At 73.0% G+C, this 22,344-nt stretch carries 26 protein-coding genes and 1 pseudogene; 11 read left to right on the forward strand and 16 right to left on the reverse strand.

Annotated features, from left to right (window positions below; translation table 11 throughout):
* Positions 1-5: 5 nt before the first annotated feature.
* Positions 6-569 (forward strand): TetR/AcrR family transcriptional regulator, encoded by a 564-nt coding sequence (locus ACIBVL_RS07565; protein ID WP_399094821.1) that lies wholly within the window; start codon positions 6-8, stop codon positions 567-569.
* A gap of 7 nt (positions 570-576) precedes the next feature.
* Here ACIBVL_RS07565 and ACIBVL_RS07570 read toward each other — a convergent pair whose 3' ends face one another.
* From ACIBVL_RS07570 to ACIBVL_RS07585, 4 genes and pseudogenes are all read right to left on the reverse strand, one after another.
* Positions 577-1,422 (reverse strand): hypothetical protein, encoded by an 846-nt coding sequence (locus tag ACIBVL_RS07570; protein ID WP_399093393.1) that lies wholly within the window; start codon positions 1,420-1,422, stop codon positions 577-579.
* A gap of 63 nt (positions 1,423-1,485) precedes the next feature.
* Positions 1,486-1,902: pseudogene (locus ACIBVL_RS07575) on the reverse strand (helix-turn-helix domain-containing protein); the annotation flags it as partial.
* A gap of 76 nt (positions 1,903-1,978) precedes the next feature.
* Positions 1,979-3,085: an NAD(P)-dependent alcohol dehydrogenase gene (locus ACIBVL_RS07580; protein ID WP_399093396.1), complete on the reverse strand. Its 1,107-nt coding sequence runs from the start codon at positions 3,083-3,085 to the stop codon at positions 1,979-1,981.
* Between the two features lie 30 nt (positions 3,086-3,115).
* Positions 3,116-4,570, reverse strand: a complete 1,455-nt coding sequence (locus ACIBVL_RS07585; RefSeq protein ID WP_399093399.1) for an aldehyde dehydrogenase family protein — start codon at positions 4,568-4,570, stop codon at positions 3,116-3,118.
* A gap of 176 nt (positions 4,571-4,746) precedes the next feature.
* Between ACIBVL_RS07585 and ACIBVL_RS07590 the strand changes: the two genes are divergently transcribed.
* Both ACIBVL_RS07590 and ACIBVL_RS07595 read left to right on the forward strand, forming a co-directional pair.
* A complete protein-coding gene (locus ACIBVL_RS07590; RefSeq protein ID WP_399093401.1) occupies positions 4,747-5,139 on the forward strand; it encodes a MarR family winged helix-turn-helix transcriptional regulator in 393 nt (130 codons plus the stop codon).
* A gap of 165 nt (positions 5,140-5,304) precedes the next feature.
* Positions 5,305-5,712 (forward strand): anti-sigma factor antagonist, encoded by a 408-nt coding sequence (locus ACIBVL_RS07595; protein ID WP_399093404.1) that lies wholly within the window; start codon positions 5,305-5,307, stop codon positions 5,710-5,712.
* A 232-nt stretch (positions 5,713-5,944) separates the two neighbouring features.
* On the opposite strand, the gene ACIBVL_RS07600 is transcribed toward ACIBVL_RS07595, so the two are convergent.
* Entirely contained in the window at positions 5,945-6,898 is a 954-nt protein-coding gene (locus ACIBVL_RS07600) for a ribose-phosphate diphosphokinase (protein WP_399093407.1), read from the reverse strand.
* A gap of 229 nt (positions 6,899-7,127) precedes the next feature.
* On the reverse strand, positions 7,128-7,499 hold the full coding sequence (locus ACIBVL_RS07605) for an alpha/beta fold hydrolase (RefSeq protein ID WP_399093410.1): 372 nt from the start codon (positions 7,497-7,499) through the stop codon (positions 7,128-7,130).
* Between the two features lie 200 nt (positions 7,500-7,699).
* Here ACIBVL_RS07605 and ACIBVL_RS07610 point away from each other — a divergent pair, with 200 nt between their 5' ends.
* On the forward strand, positions 7,700-8,362 hold the full coding sequence (locus ACIBVL_RS07610; protein ID WP_399093413.1) for a DUF4230 domain-containing protein: 663 nt from the start codon (positions 7,700-7,702) through the stop codon (positions 8,360-8,362).
* On the opposite strand, the gene ACIBVL_RS07615 is transcribed toward ACIBVL_RS07610, so the two are convergent.
* The 6 genes from ACIBVL_RS07615 to ACIBVL_RS07640 are packed head-to-tail and all read right to left on the reverse strand — an operon-like array spanning position 8,350 to position 12,105.
* Positions 8,350-10,116 carry a complex I subunit 5 family protein gene (locus ACIBVL_RS07615; protein ID WP_399093416.1) on the reverse strand — a complete coding sequence of 589 codons (1,767 nt, stop codon included), beginning with the start codon at positions 10,114-10,116 and terminating at the stop codon, positions 8,350-8,352. The two genes, ACIBVL_RS07610 and ACIBVL_RS07615, sit on opposite strands and share 13 nt — an antisense overlap.
* Positions 10,116-10,463 carry a sodium:proton antiporter gene (locus tag ACIBVL_RS07620; RefSeq protein ID WP_399094824.1) on the reverse strand — a complete coding sequence of 116 codons (348 nt, stop codon included), beginning with the start codon at positions 10,461-10,463 and terminating at the stop codon, positions 10,116-10,118. The genes ACIBVL_RS07615 and ACIBVL_RS07620 overlap by 1 nt, the downstream gene beginning before the upstream one ends.
* Before the next feature lie 8 nt (positions 10,464-10,471).
* Entirely contained in the window at positions 10,472-11,212 is a 741-nt protein-coding gene (locus ACIBVL_RS07625; RefSeq protein WP_399093419.1) for an MnhB domain-containing protein, read from the reverse strand.
* Positions 11,209-11,469 (reverse strand): Na(+)/H(+) antiporter subunit B, encoded by a 261-nt coding sequence (locus ACIBVL_RS07630; protein ID WP_399094827.1) that lies wholly within the window; start codon positions 11,467-11,469, stop codon positions 11,209-11,211. Before ACIBVL_RS07630 ends, ACIBVL_RS07625 begins: the two co-directional genes overlap by 4 nt.
* A gap of 4 nt (positions 11,470-11,473) precedes the next feature.
* The gene (locus ACIBVL_RS07635; RefSeq protein ID WP_399093422.1) at positions 11,474-11,926 is read right to left on the reverse strand and encodes a monovalent cation/H+ antiporter complex subunit F; all 453 of its coding nucleotides are present in this window, start codon (positions 11,924-11,926) and stop codon (positions 11,474-11,476) included.
* The gene (locus ACIBVL_RS07640) at positions 11,923-12,105 is read right to left on the reverse strand and encodes a hypothetical protein (RefSeq protein ID WP_399093425.1); all 183 of its coding nucleotides are present in this window, start codon (positions 12,103-12,105) and stop codon (positions 11,923-11,925) included. The genes ACIBVL_RS07635 and ACIBVL_RS07640 overlap by 4 nt, the downstream gene beginning before the upstream one ends.
* Positions 12,106-12,283: 178 nt before the next feature.
* Between ACIBVL_RS07640 and ACIBVL_RS07645 the strand changes: the two genes are divergently transcribed.
* The gene (locus ACIBVL_RS07645; protein ID WP_399093428.1) at positions 12,284-12,850 is read left to right on the forward strand and encodes a VanZ family protein; all 567 of its coding nucleotides are present in this window, start codon (positions 12,284-12,286) and stop codon (positions 12,848-12,850) included.
* A gap of 78 nt (positions 12,851-12,928) precedes the next feature.
* Here the strand turns inward: ACIBVL_RS07645 and ACIBVL_RS07650 are convergent, their stop codons facing one another.
* Both ACIBVL_RS07650 and ACIBVL_RS07655 read right to left on the reverse strand, forming a co-directional pair.
* Entirely contained in the window at positions 12,929-13,165 is a 237-nt protein-coding gene (locus tag ACIBVL_RS07650) for a hypothetical protein (RefSeq protein WP_399093431.1), read from the reverse strand.
* A 76-nt stretch (positions 13,166-13,241) separates the two neighbouring features.
* Positions 13,242-14,051, reverse strand: a complete 810-nt coding sequence (locus ACIBVL_RS07655) for an SDR family oxidoreductase (protein ID WP_399093434.1) — start codon at positions 14,049-14,051, stop codon at positions 13,242-13,244.
* Between the two features lie 118 nt (positions 14,052-14,169).
* Between ACIBVL_RS07655 and ACIBVL_RS07660 the strand changes: the two genes are divergently transcribed.
* The 4 genes from ACIBVL_RS07660 to ACIBVL_RS07675 all read left to right on the forward strand — a co-directional run bounded on the left by ACIBVL_RS07660 (position 14,170) and on the right by ACIBVL_RS07675 (position 18,202).
* Positions 14,170-15,210, forward strand: a complete 1,041-nt coding sequence (locus ACIBVL_RS07660; protein ID WP_399093437.1) for a PHP domain-containing protein — start codon at positions 14,170-14,172, stop codon at positions 15,208-15,210.
* 36 nt (positions 15,211-15,246) lie between these two features.
* Complete coding sequence (locus ACIBVL_RS07665) at positions 15,247-15,903, forward strand: HAD family hydrolase (RefSeq protein WP_399093440.1); 657 nt, start codon at positions 15,247-15,249, stop codon at positions 15,901-15,903.
* Positions 15,904-15,985: 82 nt separating this feature from the next.
* Positions 15,986-16,969, forward strand: a complete 984-nt coding sequence (locus ACIBVL_RS07670) for an SDR family NAD(P)-dependent oxidoreductase (protein ID WP_399093443.1) — start codon at positions 15,986-15,988, stop codon at positions 16,967-16,969.
* 204 nt (positions 16,970-17,173) lie between these two features.
* A complete protein-coding gene (locus tag ACIBVL_RS07675) occupies positions 17,174-18,202 on the forward strand; it encodes an SDR family oxidoreductase (protein ID WP_399093446.1) in 1,029 nt (342 codons plus the stop codon).
* A 34-nt stretch (positions 18,203-18,236) separates the two neighbouring features.
* Here the strand turns inward: ACIBVL_RS07675 and ACIBVL_RS07680 are convergent, their stop codons facing one another.
* On the reverse strand, positions 18,237-18,464 hold the full coding sequence (locus ACIBVL_RS07680) for a hypothetical protein (protein ID WP_399093449.1): 228 nt from the start codon (positions 18,462-18,464) through the stop codon (positions 18,237-18,239).
* 63 nt (positions 18,465-18,527) lie between these two features.
* Complete coding sequence (locus tag ACIBVL_RS07685) at positions 18,528-19,817, reverse strand: ROK family protein (RefSeq protein WP_399093452.1); 1,290 nt, start codon at positions 19,815-19,817, stop codon at positions 18,528-18,530.
* 289 nt (positions 19,818-20,106) lie between these two features.
* On the opposite strand from ACIBVL_RS07685, the gene ACIBVL_RS07690 reads away from it, so the two are divergent.
* Together ACIBVL_RS07690 and ACIBVL_RS07695 are read left to right on the forward strand one after the other, a co-directional pair.
* A complete protein-coding gene (locus ACIBVL_RS07690) occupies positions 20,107-20,715 on the forward strand; it encodes an HDIG domain-containing metalloprotein (RefSeq protein ID WP_399093455.1) in 609 nt (202 codons plus the stop codon).
* A 371-nt stretch (positions 20,716-21,086) separates the two neighbouring features.
* Positions 21,087-22,340, forward strand: a complete 1,254-nt coding sequence (locus ACIBVL_RS07695; RefSeq protein ID WP_399093459.1) for an FUSC family protein — start codon at positions 21,087-21,089, stop codon at positions 22,338-22,340.
* Positions 22,341-22,344: the final 4 nt, after the last annotated feature.

Raw genomic sequence — 22,344 nt, forward strand, 5'->3', positions numbered from 1 at the left:
GCGCGGTGAGCCGCGCCGAGCCCGAGGACCCGAGGGCGGCCCGCACCCGGGCGAGGCTGCGGGCGGCGCTGCTCGAGGAGTGCGCCGAGCGGCCGCTGGAAGAGGTCGGCGTGGCCGCGCTGGTGCGCCGGGCCGGGATCGGCCGGGCCACCTTCTACGTGCACTACCCCGACCTGGAGGCTCTCGCCGTCGACGCCTGCGCCGATGTCGTACGCGAGGCCGTGGAGGCGCTGCACGCCTGGCAGGGGCGGCCGGACCCGGTGCGGGCGCCCGCCGCGCTGGCCGGGTTCTTCGCCTCGCTGACCCCGCACGCCGTGCTCTACCGCACCCTGCTGGCGCCGGGCGGCGGCGGACCGCTCGGCCGGGTGCTCCACCGGGACCTGCGCGCCTACAGTCTGCGGGAGCGCGAGCGGGCGGGCGCGGCGGACGCCCCGCTCGTGGCCTCCGCCGTCGCCGCGACCTTCGCGGGGGTGCTGGCGGACTGGCTGCACGGCGATCTCGACGGCACCCCCGAGGAAATCGCCGACCAGGTCTGGCAGTTGCTGGTCGTTCTGCACGCGAGCCGTTGAGCGTCGGTCACATGCAGGCCACCGGTTCCTTGGCCAGGGGCCAGGCCTCGACGCCGTCGGGCGTGCGCACGTAGGCGGTCGTACGGTCCTCCGTCAGCCACAACCGCCAGTCCCCGTAGCGGTATCCGGTGTCTCGCGCGTCGGCGGGCATACGGACGTCGCCGTCGTACGGGGCGGTGAGCTGCTCGTCCGGGAGCAGGCCGCCGGGGTCGCGGACGTACTGCCGGTGGTCCTCGCCCCCGCCCATTTCCAGGAAGTGCGCCTTCTGCCAGCCGCAGTGCTCCGCGCCGGCGTAGCTGCTCAGTGTCGTGGTCGGGACGCGCTTTGCGTTCCGGTCGGTCCAGATCTCCTCGTCGCCGGTGACACTCGCCGGGAGTTCGGCCGGGTCGCAGGAGGCGTTGGTCTCCGGGCCCCAGCCCGGCCGGTCCTCCTGGTCCTTGGCGACGACGACCGCCACCTTGGTCCGCCCGCCGACGTCGTACGAGTACAGGACGCGGTCGGCCTCCTCGCGCTCCACGCGGAAACCGGTGCGGGGTCCCGTCGGCTCGAACATGTCGAAGTAGAGCCGAAGCCCCTGCTCAGGGGTGTCACCGCCGTCGCCCCTCCCCCAGCCGTCGGGCCCGCCGCCCCGGAAGATCTCCCCGTCGCACTCCAGTGCCCGGCCCGCGGCGCCCGAGGCCAGGAGCATGGCCTCGGGGGTGTCCTCGTCCGTCTGCCGGGTGGGGATGTCCAGCGGACCGCTGTAGGGCGTCACCGCGGGCCAGTAGTCGATGATCAGGTCCTCGTCGTCCTCGGTGCCGCATCCCACGGCGGCCACCAGTGCCGCCGTCACCGCCACGAGTCCTCTGCGCATGTCCGTCCACCCGTTCCCTCGACCATCGCTGCGCCACTTCGACGCCGGATCGGTCCGGAACGTTCAGCGGGTCGCCTGGAACGTCCTGCGGTACGCCTGCGGGGAGACCCCGATCTCGGCGTGCAGGTGCCGGCGCGGGGAGGCGCCGGTGACGAAGCCGAGGCGGCCGGCGATCCGGTCCACGGAGAGGTCGCCGGCCTCCAGCAGGTGCCGGGCGTGCGCGACGCGCTGCTGAATCGGCTGGCGGCCGGGGCTGGGGCCGACCTCGTCGTGGAAGCGGCGGGCGAAGGTGCGCGGACTCATCCGGGCGAGGTCGGTGGGGGTGAGGGGCTCGCCCAGGCGCTCCAGGGGGCCCAGGCCCGGTGGCCGCGTGCCGGCCGCGCCGGTCGCGGGCACCGGCTGTTCGATGTCCTGCGCCTGGCCGCCGTCGCGGAACGGCGGGACCACACAGCGGCGGGCCACCTTGTCGGCGACGGCCGATGCCGCCGAGGCGCACAGGCTCGGCGACACCGGCCGGACCACCGGGAAGCTCGTGCTGACGGTGGACTGACGGATGTCAGAAGGTCAGGACCGGCTTGATGGTCTTGCCCGAGGTCATGTCCTGGACCGCCTGGCCGATGTCCTCGAAGGCGTAGGTGCCGATCAGGCGGTCCAACGGGAGCCGGCCTTCCTTGACCAGCCTGACCAGGGCCGGGATGAAGGTCTGCGTCTCGCTGTCGCCGAGGGTGAGGCCGACGACCCGCTTGCCGCCGAGCAGCCCGTTGACGTCCAGGGCGACCTCGCTGCCGAACGGCGGGGCCCCCACGACGACCAGGGTGCCCCGGCCGGCGAGCGCGTCGACGCCCTGGCGCAGCACGCCCGTGTTGCCCGTGGTCTCCACGATGCCGTCGGCGCCCTGCCCACCGGTGATCTCCGCGATCGCCTCGCCCAGCGCGGTCTGGCCGGAGTCGACGGTGTGGGTGGCCCCGAGTTCCTTGGCCAGTTCGAGGCGTTCGGCGACCCGGTCGACCGCGATGATCGTGGTGGCCGGGGTCAGGGCGGCCGCCATGACCGCCGACAGACCGACCGCTCCGGCGCCCAGGACGACGATCGTGCTGCCGGTCGCGGGCTTCAGCACGTTCCAGACCGCGCCGACACCCGTCTGCACACCGCAGCCCAGCGGGGCGATCGATGCCAGCGGTACGTCGGGGTCGACCTTGACGAGGCTGCGCTCGTCGACCAGCGCGCGCTCGGCGAAGGAGGACTGGCCGAAGAAGTGGCCGCCGAGGGGCTCGCCGTCCCGGCTGATGGTGGCGGTGCCGTCGGCCCGGCGGCCGCCGAGCAGGTTCAGCGGCAGCCACGTGGTGCAGTAGGCGGGGTGACCGCCGTGGCAGTTGCGGCAGTCGCCGCAGGAGGTGAAGGACAGCACGACATGGTCGCCGGGGGCCACGCCGGTGACGGCCGAACCGACCGCCTCCACGACCCCGGCACCCTCGTGGCCGAGGACGCCGGGCAGCGGGAAGGGCAGTCCGCCGCTCGCCACGCCGAGGTCGGTGTGGCACAGGCCGGCCGCCACCAGACGGACCACCGCCTCGTGCGGGGCGGGGTCGTCGAGGACGACGTCGGACAGGGTGAAGGGGGCTCCGCCGGACTCGACGACGGCGGCGCGGGTGGTGATGGACATCGGTTGAACTCCCTGTGCGCTGCGGCGCGTTCAGTCGAGCGAGACGACGACGGACTTGACTTTGGTGTAGGAGGCGAGCGCCTCGGGGCCGTACTCACGGCCGAAGCCGGAGTCCTTCACCCCGCCGAAGGGGACGGCCGGGTCGAGCATCGCCCAGTCGTTGACCCAGACGATGCCGGCCTGGAGGCGGTCGGCCACGCGGTGGGCGCGGGCGAGGTTGCCGGTCTGGACACCCGAGGCCAGACCGTACGGCGTGGAGTTGGCGAGCGCGACGGCCTCGTCCTCGCTGTCGAAGGGCTGGACGGTGAGGACCGGGCCGAAGATCTCCTCCTGGATGACACGGGAGTCGTTCGGGAGGTCGGCGATGACGGTGGGCTTGTAGTAGTAGCCGCCGTCGAGGTCGAGGCGCTCCCCGCCGCAGACGACGCGGGCGCCCTCCTTGCGGGCGATGTCGACGTACTCCTCGACCTTGCGCAGGTGCTTCTCCCCCGCCATCGGGCCGATGACGGTCTCCGCCGCGCGGGGGTCGCCGAGCGGGACGCCCGGGACGGCCTCGGCGAGGATGTTCAGCAGGGTGCTGTAGACCGGGCGGGCCACCAGCAGGCGCGGGCCGCCCATGCAGAACTGGCCGGTGTTGAAGACGAAGCCCTTGATGACCGCGCCGACGGCCTTCTCCAGGTCGGCGTCCTCGAAGACGATGTGCGCCGCGTTGCCGCCGAGCTCCATGGTGACCGGCTTGAGGTTCTCGCCGGCGATGCTCGCGGCGTGCCGGCCGATCGCGGTGGAGCCGGTGAAGGCGATCTTGTCGACGCCGGGGTGGCGCAGCAGCGCCTCGCCGGCGACCGGGCCGCTGCCGGTGACGACGTTGAGGACGCCGTCGGGGACACCGGCCCGCTGCAGCAGTCCCGCCATGTACAGGGCGCTCAGCGGGGTCTCGTCGGCCGGCTTGTGCACGACCGTGTTGCCGGTGGCGAGGGCCGGGGCGATCTTCGAGCCGGCCAGGATCAGCGGGAAGTTGAACGGGGTGATCGCGGCGACGACACCGATGGGCCCGCGCTTGGTGTAGGCGAGGGCGTTCATCGGGGTCTCGCGGTTGCCGCCCTCCAGGGAGAAGGCGAGGGTGGCGTAGTACTCGTAGTCGTTGGCCGCGTTCGTGACGTCGACCACGTGGGCGAGGGTGATCGGTTTGCCGACGTCCAGGCTCTCCAGCCGGGCGATCTCGTCGGCCTCCTCGCGGATCAGCTGCGCCACGCGCAGCAGGATGCGGCCGCGCTCCCGGCCGCTGAGACCGGACCACTTGCCGGAGTCGAAGGCCTCGCGCGCGGCCCGTACCGCCGCGTCGACGTCGGCGGCGCCCGCCTCCGCGACGGTGGTGACGACCGCGCCCCGGGACGGGTCGACCACCTCGGTCCGCGCTCCGTCCGCGGCCTCGCGCCACTGTCCCCCGATGAACAGTCGACCGGGGTCGATCTCGAAGGTGGTCATCACCACTCCTCAGCATCGTCGCCAAGATTTCAACCAACAGGATTCCTGTTGGTCCGCAGTCTCATTACAGACAGGTTTCCTGTCAATGGTTTACGCTCGGACTCATGGCCGGCACGCAGACAACCCAGGCAGCATCCGCACCTCCGCCCCACAAGGCGCCCCCGTCCCTCCTTTACATGGTGAAGCAGGTCGAGCTCGTGGTGCGATCCCGTCTGGACGAACTCGTCAAGCCGTCCGGAATCACCGCCCTGCAGTACACGGCGCTCACCGTCCTGGAGCGGCACGACGGGCTGTCCGCCGCCCAGCTGGCGCGGGACTCCTTCGTGACCGCCCAGTCGATCGCCGACCTGGTGCGCTCCCTGGAGAACCGCGGTCTGATCCGCCGCGAGCGCAATCCCCGCAACCGGCGCGAGCTGCTGATCCTGCTCACCGATTCCGGGCGCGAACTGCTCGAGCAGTGCGCGCGGCCGGTGCGGGAGCTGGAGGATCGGATGGTGCGGGAGCTCACGGCGCACCAGACGGAGCAGTTCCGCACGGCGCTCTCCAAGGCGTGGCAGGCCCTGTCCTAGACTCCCGCGACCCCCTTCGTTCACGATCCGAAAAAACTCGATCGAGACACGCCCTCATTTCGAAGACATATGTCAATCGAACATGCTGGAATTCACTCCATCGGGGGTACCTTGCTGGGGCGGGGAACTGCTGCGCACGCCCCCGCCGTTGGAGGCTCCCGACCGGTGGAGCGGGTTGGAGGCGATGTCGTCGTGCAGCAGGAACGCGCCGCGGACACCCCGCATCTGCGCGTCCGGCAGGAGCGGGGCTACACGGTGCTGGAGTTCCGCGGCGAGATCGACATCGTCGCGGCGACGGAGATCGGCCCGCGGCTCGACGAGGCGACCACAGGGCACGCGCCGCGGGTCGTCATCGACCTCTCGCGGATCGAGTTCTTCGACTGCTCCGGGCTGCGTCTGCTGTACCGGGCCCGGAGCCGCGTCCTCGACCAGGGCGGCCATCTGCACCTGGTCTGCGCCCACCCGCTGACCCTGCGCGTCCTGCGGGCCACCGGACTGCACCGGCTGCTGCCGCCCGCGACGACGCTGGACGCGGCCCTGGGACAGCCCGAGGCCACGTCCGGCTCGTTATGACGGCGCATGCGAGCGCCTCATTGCGACGATCAGCGCCTCACCCGAGGACCAGCGTCCTACCCGACGGTCAGCGCCCTACTTGACCATCTTCGTGACCTGCCCGGCCGCCACGTCCGCTGCGGCTCGGCACCCCCTCGTCCACCGCGCGCACCGCGTCCAGCGGGTGCAGCCCGAGCGCGTCCACCGTGGTTCGCCTTCGAGTGCCCTGAGCGCGCGGACCACTCCTTCCTGCCTATTCGCCGCGGACCGCGTCGAACAGGGCGCTGACGGACTCACCGTTGTGAATGCGGCGCACGGCCTCCGCGAGGGCGGGGGCGATGGACAGGATCCGCAGCTTGTCGGTGTGCTCCTCGGCGGGCACCGGCACGGTGTTGGTGCAGACGATCTCCAGGACGTCCGGCTGCTCGCTGAGCCGTTTGAGGGCCCCGGCCGCGAACAGGCCGTGGGTGCACGCCACCCGTATCGAATGCGGCTGCAACTCCCTGAGTCGGTCCAGGAGTTCGAGGACGGTGCTGCCCTTGGCGATCTCGTCGTCCAGGACGATGACGTCCCGCCCGGCGACCTCCCCGATCACCGAGCTGATGCTCACCCGGTCGTCGGCGTAGCGCTGTTTGGCGCCGGCCGCCACCTGGGCGCCGATCATCCGGGCGAAGGCGGCGGCCTCCTTGGCGTTGCCGAGGTCGGGCGAGACGACCGTGGTGGAGGTGAGGTCGTAGCGGCGGAAGTGGGCGGCCAGCTCACGGAGGGCGTGCAGATGGTCCACGGGCATCGAGAAGAAGCCGTGCACCTGCGGTGAGTGCAGGGTCATGGCGAGGACCCGGTGCACGCCTGCCGCCGCCATCAGGTCGGCCACCAGCCGGCCGCCCAGGGAGATACGGGGCGCGTCCTTCTTGTCCGAGCGGGCGTAGGAGTAGTGCGGCATCACGACGGTGATCCGGCCGGCGGACGCCCCGCGGGCCGCGTCGCACATCATCAGCAGCTCGACCAGGTGCTCCTGCACGGGCTTCACCAGGGGCTGGATCAGGAAGACGTCCCGTTCCCGGCAGTTGGCCTGGAGCTGCACCTCCAGGCAGTCGTTGGCGAACCTGCTGACGCGGGTGGGGCTCAGCGGGACCCCGAGGTGGGCGCAGACCTCGGCGGCCAGCTCGGGGTGGGCGCTGCCGCTGAACACGGAGATGTCTCGCACGAAAGGGGCTCCTCGACCAGGTCCGGCTGGAGGCGGGATCTCTCACGGGATCTCTCATGCTACGGACCGCGTCCGTTTCGCCCACCACGGGGAATCCAAGAATCCGGCTTGAGGAGGCCGGGAATCCGGTCACCGCCTTCCCGGGTTCCTGCGGTCGCAGTCGCCGCGCACCGCCCGCACCGGCACATGGGCGCGGCGCAGGGCGGGGCGACGCGCGGGCCGGACTCCATCAGCAGCGCCCTGCGGCCGGCCGGGGACTGGCCGCCAACCGGTCGACACGGCGTTGCTGCGCCGGAGTGAGCCGGTCCCGGATGTCGCCCTCCTCGCCGCCCTGCCAGGCCGGTGCCCACAGGACGCCGGGCAAGGTGAGGATCGTGCGTTCGACGTGGTCGGGGTGAGCGGCGAGGTACTCGGCGGCCTGCATGGCGCCCCAGGGGGCACCGAGCAGCACCACCCGTTCGGCGCCGATCCGCCCATGCACCGCCTCCCGGTCGGCGGCCTGCCGGGCGACCGTGCAGCCGCTCGGATCGGCCGGCCGGGATGCCGTCTCGTCGAGCGGCTGGAGCACCGTGGCCCAGGCCGCGACGGAGCCGACGAGCAAGGTGACCCCCTTGCGCCGCACGACCCCTACACGGGCGTCGCGCAGGACACGACGAGCCCGGTGCCGGCGGCCACCGCGAGCAGCGCGGGGTCGGCGGCGGGTGGCATCCGGTTGCCGACGCTCTGTCACAGGTCCGCGACAGCGCGGTCTGACAGGGGGCTCGGCGGGAATCCGGTCAGGTAGGAAGGAGGGCCGTCGCCATGACGACTCCCGTCAAGCGCCTCCCGAGGCGCATGCCCGGCTGGGCCAAGGTGCTCACCGCGGTCGTGGTCGTACTCGTCGTGATGTTCGCCGGGATCAGGCTCAGCCTGCTGCCCGGACTGCGCGATTTCTTCGGCACCGAGACCAAGGACCGCTCGGGTCCCGCCCTGCTCAAGTCCATCCAGGACATGAGCCGTTACGACGCCGCCTCCGGCAACTTCCAGGTCGTCGTGGACCTGGAGAAGGACGCCAAATACCTCCCGGACGCGATCCGCGGCACCCGCACCCTGTACGTGGGGGCGGGCACCGTGGACGCCTATGTCGACCTCGGCAAGGTCGGCGACAAGGACGTGACGGTCGACGACGACCGCACCTCCGCCACGCTCCGGCTGCCCCACGCCCGGTTGGGCAAGCCGGCCCTCGACCCCGACCGCTCCTACGCGGTCTCCAAACAGCGCGGTCTCCTGGACCGCCTCGGCGATCTCTTCTCGGGCAACCCCAACAGCGAGCAGGCGGTGCAGAAGCTCGCCGTGAGGCACATCGGCGAGGCGGCGAAGGACAGCGAGCTGACCGCGCGCGCCGAGACCAACACCACCGACATGCTGGAGGGCCTGCTGCACTCCCTCGGCTTCAAGGAGGTCAAGGTCACCTACGGCACATGACCCAGGGCCCCCGGCAGGGCCAGCGCGCCCAGCAGGGCGGTGCCGACCAGCAGCCAGGCCACGTAGTCGCCGACGTGTCCGGACTGCAGGCGGCGCAGCGGCAGGGCCCGGCGGGGGGCGGACAGGAGTCCGGGCCTGGTGACCGCGACGGTCGCCAGGCCCGCGGCCAGCAGGGTCGAGGCCAGGCCCAGCAGAACACCGGGCAGGGTCCAGTGGACGGAGGTGAGGGCACCTCCCGAACCGGTCTCGTTCACGGCGTGCGCGACCACGTGGGCGAGGCCGGGGGCCACACCGACGGCGACCGCGGCGGCGAGCAGCAGCGCGGGGACCACGGTCATGGTGTCGGGGATCCGGGTCAGCCGGCCTCGGGTCTCGGGCCGCTCGCCGGAGCCCGTCGTCTCGTAGTCCTCGCTCTCCCGCGGGCGCGGGCCGAGGCCCAGGAAGACACGGGCGGTGACCCGCAGCACCGCCCCGGCGGTCACGGCGGAGACGGCGACGTAGAGCACGGTGAGCGGGTGGCCGACGGCCTCCTCGGTGACCGACTTGCCGAGGGCCGTGCCGAACGGCGGCAGCCCGGCCAGGCCCAGCGCGCCCACGCCGAACATCACGGCCACCCCCTTGAGCTTGCGGGCCCTGCCGTGCAGGGCGTGCTCGTCGACACTGCCGTAGCGGTCGAGGAGGATGCCGGTGCACGCGAAGAGGGCGGCCTTCACACCGGCGTGGCCGAGGAGGTACAGGGCGACGCCATCGTCGGCCTCCGGTTTCAGGACGCCGACGCCGACCAGGAAGAGCCCGGTGTGCGCGATCGTCGAGTAGGCGAGCAGGCGTTTGATGTGCCGCTGGTACCAGCACATCACCGCGCCGACGGCCGCCGTCAGGGCGCCCAGGACGACGAGGGCCCGTTCGAGGTCGGCGGCCGGGATGCCGCCGGGCCCGGCGAACACGGTCCCGTACACCCGCCACACGCCGTACACGCCCATCTCGACCATGACCCCCGACAGCAGCATGCACACGGGGGTGGGCGCGACGGCGTGGGCGTCGGGCAGCCAGAAATGGAAGGGCACGACGGCCGCCTTGACCAGCAGCCCGGTCAGGAGGAGGACGAAGGCGGCGAGCACGAGCGCGTCCGGGCCTCCGTGGGTGTCGAGGCCGCGCCCGATCTGTGCCATGGCCAGCTCACCGGTGCGCCCGTACAGCAGGCCGATGCCCATCAGTATCGCGTAGGCGCCCAGTGAGTTGACGATGCCGAAGGTCAACGCCCCCTGTACGGCCCGGGGTTCGTCGATGCGGTAGCCCGTGAGCGCGTAGGCGACGACGCTCATCAGCTCGAAGAACACGAACGCGTCGAACAGGTCCCCGGCGATCGCGAACCCGCACATGCCCGCCTGGAACACCAGCATCAGCGCCGGGAAGGAGGCGGCGTGGCGGCGTGGCGGCTCCTCGAAGTAGCGCCAGGAGTACGCCAGTGCGGCGAGGGTGAGCAGCGAGGCGAGGGCGGCCATGCCGAGGCCGGGGCCGTCGCCGACCACGACGATGCCGACGCTCCGCCCGTTCACGGGTGTCCGGCCGCCCACCCATTCCACCGTCGGCGGTGAGGAGTCGAGGAGCAGGACCAGGGCGAGGGCGGCGGTGCCGGCGGAGACCGCGCAGCCGAGCGACTCGGCGGCGACCCTGGGCAGCCGCCGGCCGCCGGCGACCAGCAGCCCGGCCCCGAGGAGCGGGACGGCGACGAGCAGCGGCAGGAGGTGGTTCATCAGCCGCGCAGCTCGGAGAGTTCGTCGGGGTCGAGTGTGCCGTGCCGCTTCGCGACCTGGACCACCAGCGCGAGCAGCAGTGCGGTGACGGTGGCTCCGACGACGACATCGGTGAGGGCGAGGGCCTGGACGACCGGGTCGACGACCGGCCGGGAGCCCGGCTTCAGGTCCGAGAAGACGGGCGCGGTCGCGTGGTCGCGGTAGCCGACGGCCAGCAGCAGGACGTAGGTGGCGGACTGGCAGACGGCGAGGCAGCCGACGGCGTGGATCAGGTTGCGGCTGGTGGCGAGGCCGTAGCAGCCGACCAGAAGGATCCAGACGGCCACCAGGTAGGGAAGCACGTCCATCACGGAGGTCACCTTCCGCTCTCCTCCTCGATTTCCACGGCCTGGTCCAGGAAGCGGGCGAGCAGCACGACGACCGCGCAGGCGACCTCCATGCCGATCGCCGCGTTCAGCAGCGGGACGGTGCCGCCGGACGACAGGCTGTTGAACGTGCCGTACGGCAGCAGGGTGTTGGCGAGGAACGCGGTGCCGGCGAGGACCGCGGCGAGTCCGGTGACGAGGTAGGCGGAGGCGGAGAGGGCGTCGCCGACCTCGTAGATGCCGAGGGGCCGGACGCGTTCCAGGGCGCGGTAGTCGGCGCCGAGGTAGAGCAGGTGCAGGGAGGTCGCGGCGACGACCCCGCCCTGGAAGCCGCCGCCGGGGCTGAGCTGGCCGTGGGCGATGACGTAGAGGCCGGTGAGCAGGGCGACGGGCAGGACGAGGAGGGCGTAGCGGCGGACGGGGGCGGCGACCTCGGCGGGTTCGGGGCGGGCGCGGCGTTCGTCGCGGGCCTGGCGCAGCAGGACCACACAGCCGAGGACGGCCGCGAACAGGATGGCCATCTCGCCGAGGGTGTCGAAGGCGCGCTGGTCGAAGTTGACGGAGGCGATGGTGTTGGCGCTGTGCCGGGCGAGCGAGGCGTGGACCGCGCGGTCGCCGTAGGGGTGCCGGTCGCCGCCGAAGCGGGGCAGGTCGAGACAGGCGGCGACGAGGAGCGCGGCGAGTCCGGTGCCGCCCGCGCAGACGAGCCACAGGCGGAAGCGGGGGTTCACGGCCCGTCCTCCTTCCGCCGTGGCCGGCGCCGCACCTTGCGGACCGTCAGCATCAGCAGCAGCGGAGTGAGCGCGGAGCCCACGGCCAGTTGGGACAGGCCGACGTCGGGGGCCTGCAGGACGGTGAAGAGAAGAGCCAGTGCGGTGCCGAGGACGGCGAGTACGAGGGCCTGGCGCATCGGGTCGCGGGTGGCGACGGCCACGGTGGCGGCGGCCGCGACCAGCAGCAGCGCGACGACGATCACTACGTCGGTCAGCACGTCAGCCACCGCGCACCCCGCCGAAGCCGCCGGACAGCGCCCGTGAGGCCATGACGTTGCCGCCGATCAGCAGCGCGCCGACGACCAGCAGCTTGCCCGTCTCCCGGCTCGGGCCCGCGGCCACGCACAGGGCCGCCACGACGGCCGCCCCGAGTCCCGCGACCGCCCAGGTGACGCCCCGGGCGCGCGGCGGGTCCCCGGCGAGTTCGTCGGCGAGCAGCCGGGCGAAGACGAGGGTGCCGACGGGGCCCAGCAGGGCGAGGACGAGGGCGAGATCGACGTAGGAGGGACGGTCGTAGCCCTGCGAGAGGAGCAGCAGACCGGGACAGGCGAGGGCGGTGCAGAGGTTCTGGGCGACGACACGGCGGCGCAGCGGGCCGGTGGCGACGCCCCACACGGTGGCGCCCACTCCCCCGGCCAGGACGACGGCCGCCGCGCACAGCCAGCCGTTCACCGGTCGGTCACCGCCCGCCGGGCCGCCCGGGCCGCGAGCGCCGCGACGGCCGAGGCACCGGCGCCGACCGCGAGTTCGAGGGGGTCGACGGTGCTGATGAGCAGCAGCCAGAGCAGGGCGAGAGCGGCCCACCAGGCGAGCAGCTCCCCCAGGGTGAGAAGCGCCGTACGCCGGTGCATGCGCGCCTCCTCCCCAGGACTGATCACTTTGTTCGGCTTTGCTCCGGTTGCGTATCCAAGCACGGAGTGCCCCGGCAGCCGGTACGGAAACGCCGACTGGCGCCTTCCCCGCCGCATCCTGCGGCCGTACCTGGGTAACCGCCCTATGTCGCAGGTCAGTTGAAGACTGGAGGACCGCATGGCCCGCTCAGCCTCACGTCCGTTCCCCGGGTTCCGCCTGCGCACCACCAAGCGGGACAAGCCGGAGAGGAAGCCGGAGCCACCCGCACGCCGGCCGCTCGCCTTCCCCCTCCGCCTCCTGGCCATGCTGTTCGCGTTCGCCTTCATGGTGGGGTTCGCCGTCCTGCTGGCGCGGCTCACGCTGGAGCCGTCGCCCGCCTCCGAGGCGCTGGTGCACACGAACCTGCGTCCGGGCCGCTCGCTACGGGCCTACCTCGACCAGCCCGAGCTGCGCGACGCGGTCAAGCAGATCGGCGGGAACGTGCTGCTCGGGGTGCCGTTCGGCATCCTGGTGCCGGTGCTCGCGCCGCAGGCGCGCGGCATGCTGCGCGTGCTGCTGCTGACGGCGTCCGTGATGCTCCTCGTGGAGTTCGCGCAGGGCGCGCTGGTGACCGGGCGCGCCTTCGACATCGACGACGTCATCCTCAACACGGCGGGCGCGCTGCTCGGTTACCTGCTGCTCGGCCGCCGCGTGAGCCGCGCGGTCCACCCGCGACACCGCCGCGGCCGGGCGAAACACCCATAGGTCGTGTGGTGAAGTCCCGCCTGCCCGGCGGCGCCGGGCCCGCCCTCCGGGCGGACGACGCCGCTTTCACCACACGCCCTAGCGCGGTTTCCAGGTGTACCGGTCCCCGCCCACCCAGCGGACCACGTCGGGATCGTCGAGGTCGTGGACGGTGATGCCGAACGCGGCGGCCGTCTCCAGGACGTCGGTGACGGCATGCGCCTCACCGACCACTTCACCGTCGATCTCCACGATCCGGAACGGCGGCGTGCCCGGCTGTACGCCGAGCACCATGATCCGTGGATGGGAGATGTAGGGGCTCGCGACTTCGGTCATGTAATAGAGCGTAAATCGCAACCGGTCGGTACGAATCGCCGGAATCGGACCGGACGGGCGACGGCCACCCCTCGCCTCAGGTCCGGCGCCAGTCGTCGCCGTCCAGGTGTGATCCCGCCTGGGGGCCCATCCGGAGCATGCCGCCGTCGACGGCCCAGGACGCGCCGGTGACGTAGGAGGCGTCGGGGCCGGCCAGGAAGGCGATGACGGCGGCGACCTCGCGGGCGTCGCCGGGGCGGCCCAGCGGTACACCGGGCCGGTCGACGGCGTGCACGTCGACGTCCTCCTGCCCGGTCATCGGGGTGGCGATCTCGCCGGGGGCGACCGCGTTGACGGTGATGCCGTACTCGGCGAGTTCCAGTGCCATGACCTGGGTGAGCAGCCCGAGGCCGCCCTTGGCCGCGCAGTACGGCGCGGCGCCGACGCGCGGCTGGTGCTCGTGCACCGAGGTGACGTTGACGATCCGGCCGCCGTCGCCCTGCGCGATCATGTGCCGGGCCGCCTTCTGCCCGCACAGGAACGGCCCGACCAGATCCACGTCCAGCACCCGGCGCACGTCGTCGAGTTCCAGGTCGAGGAACGGCGTCATGGTGCCCGTACCCGCGTTGTTGACCAGCACGTCGATCCGGCCGAGCCGGTCGCACAACTCGTCCACCGTCCCGGCTGCGGTGGGCAGCCGGGTCAGGTCGAGCTGGGCGACGGCGGCCCGCCTGCCGTGCGCCCGGACCTCCTCGGCGGTCTCCTCCGCACCCTTGAGGTCGCTGTGCCAGGTGATCCCGATGTCCATCCCCGCCGCGGCGAGGCGTACGGCGGTGGCGCGGCCGATGCCGGAGTCGGCTCCGGTGATCAGGGCCACCCGGGGGCGGGGCGCGGCGGGGGCGGACATGGGACCTCCTCGGGAGGGGGGACGGTGCTCCGCAGTACCCGGGTACCCGGGTGACAAACCGTGCCGCCCGTCGTGCGGGAGGCGCCGGGCTGGGGAACTCTGGAGCCAGGAGGTGGCGATGGATCCCGTCGAGGCCCTGGACCGGATCGCCTTTCTGCTGGAGCGGTCCCTGGCGCCGACGTACCGGGTGAAGGCGTTCCGTACGGCGGCCCGGGTGCTGTCGCGGCTGCCCGGCGAGGAGGTGTCCCGGCGCGCCGAGGCCGGGACGCTGGAGGCACTGAAGGGAGTGGGCCCGAAGACGGCCCAGGTGGTGCACGAGGCGCTCGCCGGGGAAGTGCCGTCCTACCTGCGGAAACTGCAGGGCGAGGTGGGGCGGCCCCTCACCGACGGGGCCGGTGGCCGGCTGCGGGCGCTGCTGCGCGGGGACTGCCATCTGCACTCCGACTGGTCGGACGGCGGCAGCCCGATCGAGGAGATGGGCCGGACGGCGGCCGACCTCGGCCACGAGTGGGCCGTACTGACCGACCACTCGCCGCGGCTGACGGTGGCCCGCGGGCTGTCGCCGGAGCGGCTGCGCCGGCAACTGGAGGTCGTCGAGGAGCTGAACGCGACCTGGGCGCCGTTCCGGCTGCTGACCGGCATCGAGTGCGACATCCTCGACGACGGCTCCCTCGACCAGGAGCCCGAACTGCTCGAACGGGTCGACGTGGTCGTCGTGTCCGTGCACTCCAAGCTGCGCATGGAGTCCCGCGCGATGACCCGGCGCATGGTGAAGGCCGTACGCCATCCGCACGCGAACGTGCTCGGGCACTGCACGGGACGCCTGGTGACGGGTCGGGGGCGGCCGGAGTCGGAGTTCGACGCTGACGAGGTGTTCGCGGCCTGCGCCGAGTCCGGTACGGCCGTGGAGATCAACAGCCGGCCGGAGCGGCTGGACCCGCCCCGGCGGCTGCTGCGCCGGGCCGTGGACGCGGGTGTCCTCTTCTCGATCGACACGGACGCGCACGCGCCCGGTCAGCTGGACTGGCAGATCCTCGGCTGCGCGCGGGCGGAGGAGTGCGGGGTGCCTCCGGGGCGGGTGGTGACCACCTGGCCGATGGACGGGCTGCTGGCGTGGACCCGGGAGGGGCGGGTCCCGGCGGGCGTGGGGGGCACCTGACGTGGTACCCGTGCGCCGCGAGAGAGAGGACCGCCCATGGAACGCGCCGCCGTCTTCGACGTCGACGGCACCCTCGTCGACACCAACCACCTGCATGTGACCACCTGGTGGGAGGCCTTCCGGCAGGCAGGCCACCGGGTGCCCATGCACGCCGTGCACCGGGCCGTGGGACTCGGCTCCGACGACCTGATCGACCACCTGCTGGGCGAGGACCGCGACAAGGACCAGGACGCCGGCCTCAGCGCCGCCCACAAGGCGCTGTACGGGCAGTACTTCGACCGGCTGCCGCCGATGGCGGACGCCGGGCGGCTGCTGAAACGCCTGCACGGCGACGGCTGGACGGTCGTCCTCGCCACCTCCGCGAGCGGGGCCGAACTGTCGGCGCTGCGCCGGGCCATCGACGCCGACGAGGCCATCGCCGCGACGGCGAGCGCGGACGACGTGAAGGAGGGCAAGCCCGCCCCCGAACCCGTGGAGCACGCCCTGGAGCTGGCCGGGATCCCCGCCGAGCGGGCCGTGTTCGTGGGCGACACGGTGTGGGACATGCGGGCGGGCCGCCGGGCCGGAGTGCGCTGTGTGGGCGTGCTGTGCGGCGGGATCCCGCGTGCCGACCTGGTGGAGGCGGGCGCTCAGGCGGTGTACGAGGATCCCGCCGACCTGCTGGCGTCGCTGAGGCAGAGTCCGCTGGCCTGAGGCCGGTGCCGCGGAGGGACGCGAGGGATCCGCGGGGGCGGCGCTTGACTTCGAGGGCACTCCAATTCGTAGCGTTCCGGGCATGAGCAACAGCGACACCGCACAGCACAAGATCGGCTCGGGCTTCGGCGCCACGAGCACCGCCGACGACGTCCTGCGGGGCATCGGCCTGACCGGGAAGCTGGCGATCGTCACGGGCGGCTACTCCGGCCTCGGCCTCGAGACGACCCGTGCACTCGTCAAGGCGGGCGCCCGGGTCGTCGTCCCCGCCCGCCGCCCGGACACCGCCCGCGAGAACCTCGCCGGCATCGAGAACGTCGAGGTGGACGAGCTGGACCTCGGCGACCTCGACAGCGTGCGCGCCTTCGCCGACCGGTTCCTCGCCACCGACCGCACGGTCGACCTCGTCATCGACAACGCGGGGATCATGGCCTGTCCGCTGACCAGGGTCGGGCCCGGCTGGGAGGCCCAGTTCGCCACGAACCACCTCGGTCACTTCGCCCTCGTCAACCGTCTGTGGCCGGCGATCGAGCCGGGCGGGGCCCGTGTCGTGTCCGTGTCCTCGCGCGGCCACCACTTCTCCGGGATGCGCTGGGACGACGTGCACTGGCGGCACGGCTACGACAAGTGGCAGGCATACGGGCAGGCGAAGACCGCGAACGTGCTGTTCGCCGTCCATCTGGACGCGCTCGCCCGGGACCGCGGTGTGCGGGCCTTCTCACTCCACCCCGGCGGGATCCTCACGCCTCTGCAGCGGCATCTGCCCAAGGAGGAGATGGTGGCGAACGGCTGGATCGACGAGGACGGCAACCCGATCCCGCAGCCCGGCTTCAAGACCCCGGAACAGGGCGCGGCCACCCAGGTGTGGGCGGCGACCTCGCCGCAGCTGGACGGCATGGGCGGCGTCTACCTGGAGGACTGCGAGATCGCGGGGCCCGCCCCCGAGGACGGCGAGCGGGTCGGGGTGAAGGCCTGGGCGACGGACCCGGAGCAGGCGGCCCGCCTGTGGGAGCTGTCGGCGGAGCTGACGGGCGTGAACGCGTTCGCCGGCCAGGGCGTGTGGTGAAGTAGCGCCGCCGGGCAGGCGGGGCTTTCACCACACACCCTTGTGCCGCGGCAGGCGCCATTCGCCCGTTGCCTGCCTGTGCGGCACCAGCCAGGTCGGGTCCGCGATGTGGCGCCGCCCGCCCGGAGAGCCGGGCGGGACTTTGCGGACCCGACCGCGGGGGTACTCGGTGGGTCTCCGCAGGACCGCCGAGAGGAGCCGAAAGTGACCAGCTCAACGGGCAGTGCCGTCGTCGTCACGGGGGCCACCGGCAACGTCGGAACGAGCGTGGTGCGCCTGCTGTCGGAGGATCCGGGCGTCGCCTCGGTGCGGGGCCTGGCGCGGCGGGTCCCGGACTGGGCGCCGCCGAAGACCGAGTGGACCGGGGTCGACCTTGCGTCCGACGACGTGGATCCGACCGGGCTGTTCCAGGGCGCCGACGCCGTGGTGCACCTGGCCTGGGCGTTCCAGCCGACGCACGATCCGGCGGTGACCTGGCGCACCAATGTGCTGGGGAGCATGCGGGTGTTCGAGGCGGCGGCCGCGGCGAAGGTGCCCGTGCTGGTGCACGCGTCGTCGGTGGGCGCGTACTCCCCGGGTCCCAAGGACCACGAGGTGGACGAGTCATGGCCGACGCACGGCTGGCCGGACGCCGCGTACTGCCGGGAGAAGGCCTATCTGGAACGGGCCCTGGACATCTTCGAGCGGGAGCATCCGGCGGTGCGCGTGGTCCGGATGCGGCCGGCGTTCCTGTTCAAGCGGGAGTCGGCGAGCGAGCAGCGGCGCATCTTCGGCGGCAGGTTCCTGCCGGGGCCGGTCGCCCGCCCTGAGCTGCTGCCGTTCCTGCCCGACATCCCGGGACTGCGGGTGCAGGCGCTGCACACCGACGACGCGGCCGAGGCCTACCGGCTCGCCCTGCGGACCGACGTGCGCGGCGCGTTCAATCTCGCGGCCGAGCCCGCCGTGGACGCGGACCTGCTGGGCGAGATGTTCGGCGCCCGTCCGGTTCGCCTGCCCCGTACGGCGGCCCGCTCCGCGATCGCCGCGGCCTGGAACCTGCGCCTCCTGCCCGCCTCGCCCCACCTCTTCGACGCGGTCCTGCGCCTGCCCCTGATGGACTGCACCCGCGCCCGCACCGAACTGGGCTGGCGACCGGAGCACACGGCCACGGAGGTGCTCCAGGAGTTCCTGCAGGGCCTGCGCGCCGGAAACGGCGAGGCCACGGCTCCGATGCGGGGGCGGAAGGTGGGCTGAGGGCTCCGGGCACCGACCGCACTCGAGTCCCGGCTCAGGCGGAGGGCTCGTCCGGTACCGGCTGTTCGGGGTTGGCGGCGGCCGTGTGCGGGGCACCCTGGCGGCCGGTACCCGCCTCGTCGGTGTCGGGGACGTCGGCGTCGGGCTCCTGGAGTTCGTTCACGTCCCAGGGGTCCTCGCCCGCGTCGGCCTGCTGGTCGGGCAGGTCGCGGGGGATCGGCGTGCCGTTCTCGCCGGGGCCCTCGTCGCGGTGGTCGGCCACGGCGTGCTCCCTTCGGGGTGGTTCGGTGCAGGCGCGAGTACCTCTGCCGGGACCGGCGAAACGTCAATGCGGAGGGCGTTCCTCCAGGGTCGTGCGCCAGACGGGCCGCGGGCCGCTGGGCAGAGGCTCGGGGCGCCTGCCGCCCCGGGCGAAGAAGTCGGCGAGCGGCAGGATCGCCGCGCCCACGGTGACCGCGTCGGGACCGAGCCGGCCCAGTTCGACGGTGGCCTTCCGGGCCGGGTGACGCAGGGCGTACGCGGTGGCGTGGCGGCGTACGGCGGGCAGGAAGCGGGCGCCGAGCCGGAGGCCGGCCCAGCCGCCGATGAGGATGCGCTCGGGCTGGAAGAGGTTGATCAGATCGGAGAGGCCGGCGCCGAGGTACTCGGCGGTCTCGTCCAGCACGGCGCGGGCCACGGGGTCGGCCTCACTGCCGTCGGCCGGGTGGGCGGCGGCGAGCATCGCGGTGAGCGCGCTCTCCTCGTCGGTGTCGGTGGGCGGCCGTCCGCCTGCCTCCCGCCAGCGGTCCAGGAGCGCCTCGGCTCCCGCGTAGGCCTCCAGGCAGCCGAGGGCCCCGCAGCGGCAGCGGCGGCCCCGCACCCGTACGGTCAGATGCCCCCATTCGAGGGCCCGGCCCTGCTCCGCATCGGGGGTGACGAGGCTCGCGCCGACGCCGGAACCGAAGAGGACGACGACGGCGTTGCGGGCGCCGCGTCCGCCGCCGAACCACATCTCGGCCTGGCCGAGGGTCCTGGCGCCGTTGTCGATGAAGTACGGGACGCTCGCGGGCAGCGGTGAGCCCTCCCGCAACAGCGCCTCCAGGGGTACGGCGTCCCAGCCGATGGTCTGGCCGTGCACGACGGCGCCGTGCTCGGGGGTGTGCTCGACGATGCCGGGGACGCCGACACCGACGCCGAGGAGCCGGTCGGGGGCGAGGTCCGCCGTCGCGAGCACCTCGGTGACGCCGTCGCGTATGTGGCCGACGATCCCCTCGACCTCGTACCGTTGCCTTTCCAAGGGGCGTTCGGTGCGGGCGAGTTCGGTGAGGGTGAGGTCGAACAGCTCGATCCGCACCCGGGTCTCGCCGACATCCACGCCGATCATGTGACCGCTGGTGGGGACGGCGCGCAGCAGGATGCGGGGGCGGCCGCCGTCGGAGTCGACGCTGCCGGCCTCCTCGACCAGCCCGTCGGCGACCAGGTCGGCGACCACGTTGCTGATCGAGCCGGAGCTCAGCCCGGTGGCCGGGCCCAGCTCGAAGCGGCTGAGGGGGCCGTCGAAGTAGAGCCGTTGCAGGACGGCCGTGCGGTTGGCCCGCCTGAGATCGCGTACCGTACGCCCGTTCCGCTCCGCCATGACGCTCCCTCCGCACCCTGCCCGACCTGCAAGATACCGCCGGGGACGGGCCGGGCGCGATATTCCTCCAGCCCTTAGTTCACGGGGTGAGCTAAGCCGTTCCCGCGTTGTGCAGCTCCTCCCGCCACGCCTCGCCGCCTTGTCGTCGGTGCCGGGCGTGCGGTCCCGGTACAGGGCGCGGAAGGCCTCACCGGGGTGGAGGCGTGCCGCGGGTCCACATGAACGCGCGGTCACGAGCGGGCGCGGGGCCTTGCCGGCCGGCCGTGTGCGGGGTCGTTAGGCTGCCCCGATGACCACCATCCGGTACCTGCTGTCGATCGCGAGGGACGAGACGTCGGATCCGGCGCTGCGGCCGCTCCCGGGGGAGGTCGCGGAGCTGCTCGCGGACATCGGGGCGCCACCCCGGCTCGTCGCGCATCTGCGGGCCGTGCACGAGGTCGCGGCGCAGCTCGTCGAATGGGTCGGCGCGCACTGCCCCGGACTGGCCGTGGACCGCGATGCGGTGCTGTTCGGAGCGGCCACGCACGACGTCGGCAAGGTGGTGCACCCCGGTGAGCTGTCGGGTCCCGGGGCCCAGCACGAGGAGGCGGGGCTGGAGCTGCTGCTGGCGCGTGGGGTGGCCCCGGAGCGGGCGCGCTTCGCGCGAAGTCACGCCTCCTGGCACGCACCGGGCGTCGGCGTCGACGATCTCCTGGTGAGCCTGGCCGACAAGGTGTGGAAGAACAAGCGGGTGGCCGACCTGGAGGACCTGGTGGTGGCCGAGCTGTCGCGGGCGGCGGGCCGGCCGCTTTGGGAGGAGTTCCTGGCGCTGGACGAGTTGCTCACCTCCGTCGGCGAGGGCGCGGACCGGAGACTGGCCTGGCAGGCGGCCCACCCTCTCCGGGTACCCCACGGGTGAGCACGCCGAGCGGGACGCCGTGACGTGGCGCGACCGCGCGCCGACGCGAGAGGGGACTCACCCCGGACGGCGTGACCTACCGGCTCCGTCGCCTGTCCGCGCGTCGGCACGCCGCGAACCGCACGGAACTCGTCGCACCCGCCGACGTCCTGGGTGTGCCGGCGGCGGGCGTGTGGCCCCCGGTGCCGTGGCCTCCCGCCGGAGGCGAACAGACGACGGTGGTGCCGGGCCGGGGAGCCGGCGATCGCTCCCTCGGTCGACATGACGCCGAGCCGCCCGCGCGCCGCCGACTACCCTTCCCCACCCTGCGAGGGCACCCTGGGGACGGAAGAAACGTTCGAGCACTGAGGGAAAGGGGAACTGGTCCGGGAATGCGAGAGGTGAGTGAGCGGGCGGCGCCGCTCGTGCGGTTCGTGCGGCGCCACAGGGAACCCGTGGTCGTCCAGGCTTTCCGCTCCACCGCGGCGGCCACGATCGCGTACGTCGTCGCGCTACGGCTCAGTCCCGAGGCCGCCCCCCTCACCTCGCCGCTGACCGCGCTGCTGGTCGTCCAGGTCACCCTGTTCGCCACGCTCACCAACAGCGTCCGGCGGGTCAACGCGGTGGTGGCCGGTGTTCTGGTCGCCATCGCCTTCAGCCAGCTGGTGGGTCTGACCTGGTGGAGCCTCGCGCTGCTGATCCTGGCCGCGCTGGCCGTCGGTCATCTGGTGCGGGTGGACGAGTACGTGCCCGAGGTGGCGATCAGCGCGATGCTGGTGCTCGGTGTCACCACCGTCGGGGACACCGCGTGGGCGCGGATCGTGGAGACCCTGATCGGCGCGGTCGTCGGGCTCGGCGTCAATCTGCTGCTGCCGCCTCCGGTGTGGGTCGAGGAGGCGGGCGAGTCGATCGAGGGGCTGGCCCGCCGGCTGCGGCAGCTGATGCTGCGCATCGGGGAGGAGGCCGCCGGCCGCCCTGCGGTCGAGCAGGCGGCGGCCCGGCTGCACGAGGCACGCCGGCTCGACCACGACATCGTGGAGGTGGACGCGGCGCTCCGGCAGGCCGAGGAGAGTCTGCGGCTCAATCCCCGGGTCCAGGAGGGATTGCTGCACCGGGTGGTGCTGCGCACCGGGCTGGACACCCTGGAGATCTGCACGGTCGTCGTGCGGGTGCTGGCCCGCACCCTGACCGATCTCGCCAAGGAGCGTGAGCCGCGGCCGCTGTTCGCGGCCGAGACCGGCGAGGCCGTGGAGCGGCTGCTGTCGGAGATCGCCAACGCCGTGGTCAGCTTCGCGGTGCTGGTCACGACACAGGTGAGCCTGAACGCGGACGCCGCCGAGGCCCGGCTCACCGCGGAGCTGCGGCAGGCCGCGGCCACCCGCGACAAGCTGGCCCAGCTGCTCCTGGAGCAGCTCCAGCACGACGCCCGGCAGTGGCAGCTGCACGGCGCCCTCCTGACCGAGGTGAACCGGATGCTCGACGAGCTCGACACCGAGTACCGCTCGCGCCGTCTGCTGGAGGAACTGGACCACGTCTCGGCGGAGCAGCGCGAACGCATGCCGCGTCTGACCCGGCTGCGCGAGCGTCTGGGCGTTCAGGAGGAGCTGTGGCGGAACCGCACGGGGATCAGCCGGCGTTCTCTCTGACAGA

It is taken from the genome of Streptomyces sp. NPDC049687 (assembly GCF_044465285.1).
Classification (GTDB): domain Bacteria; phylum Actinomycetota; class Actinomycetes; order Streptomycetales; family Streptomycetaceae; genus Streptomyces.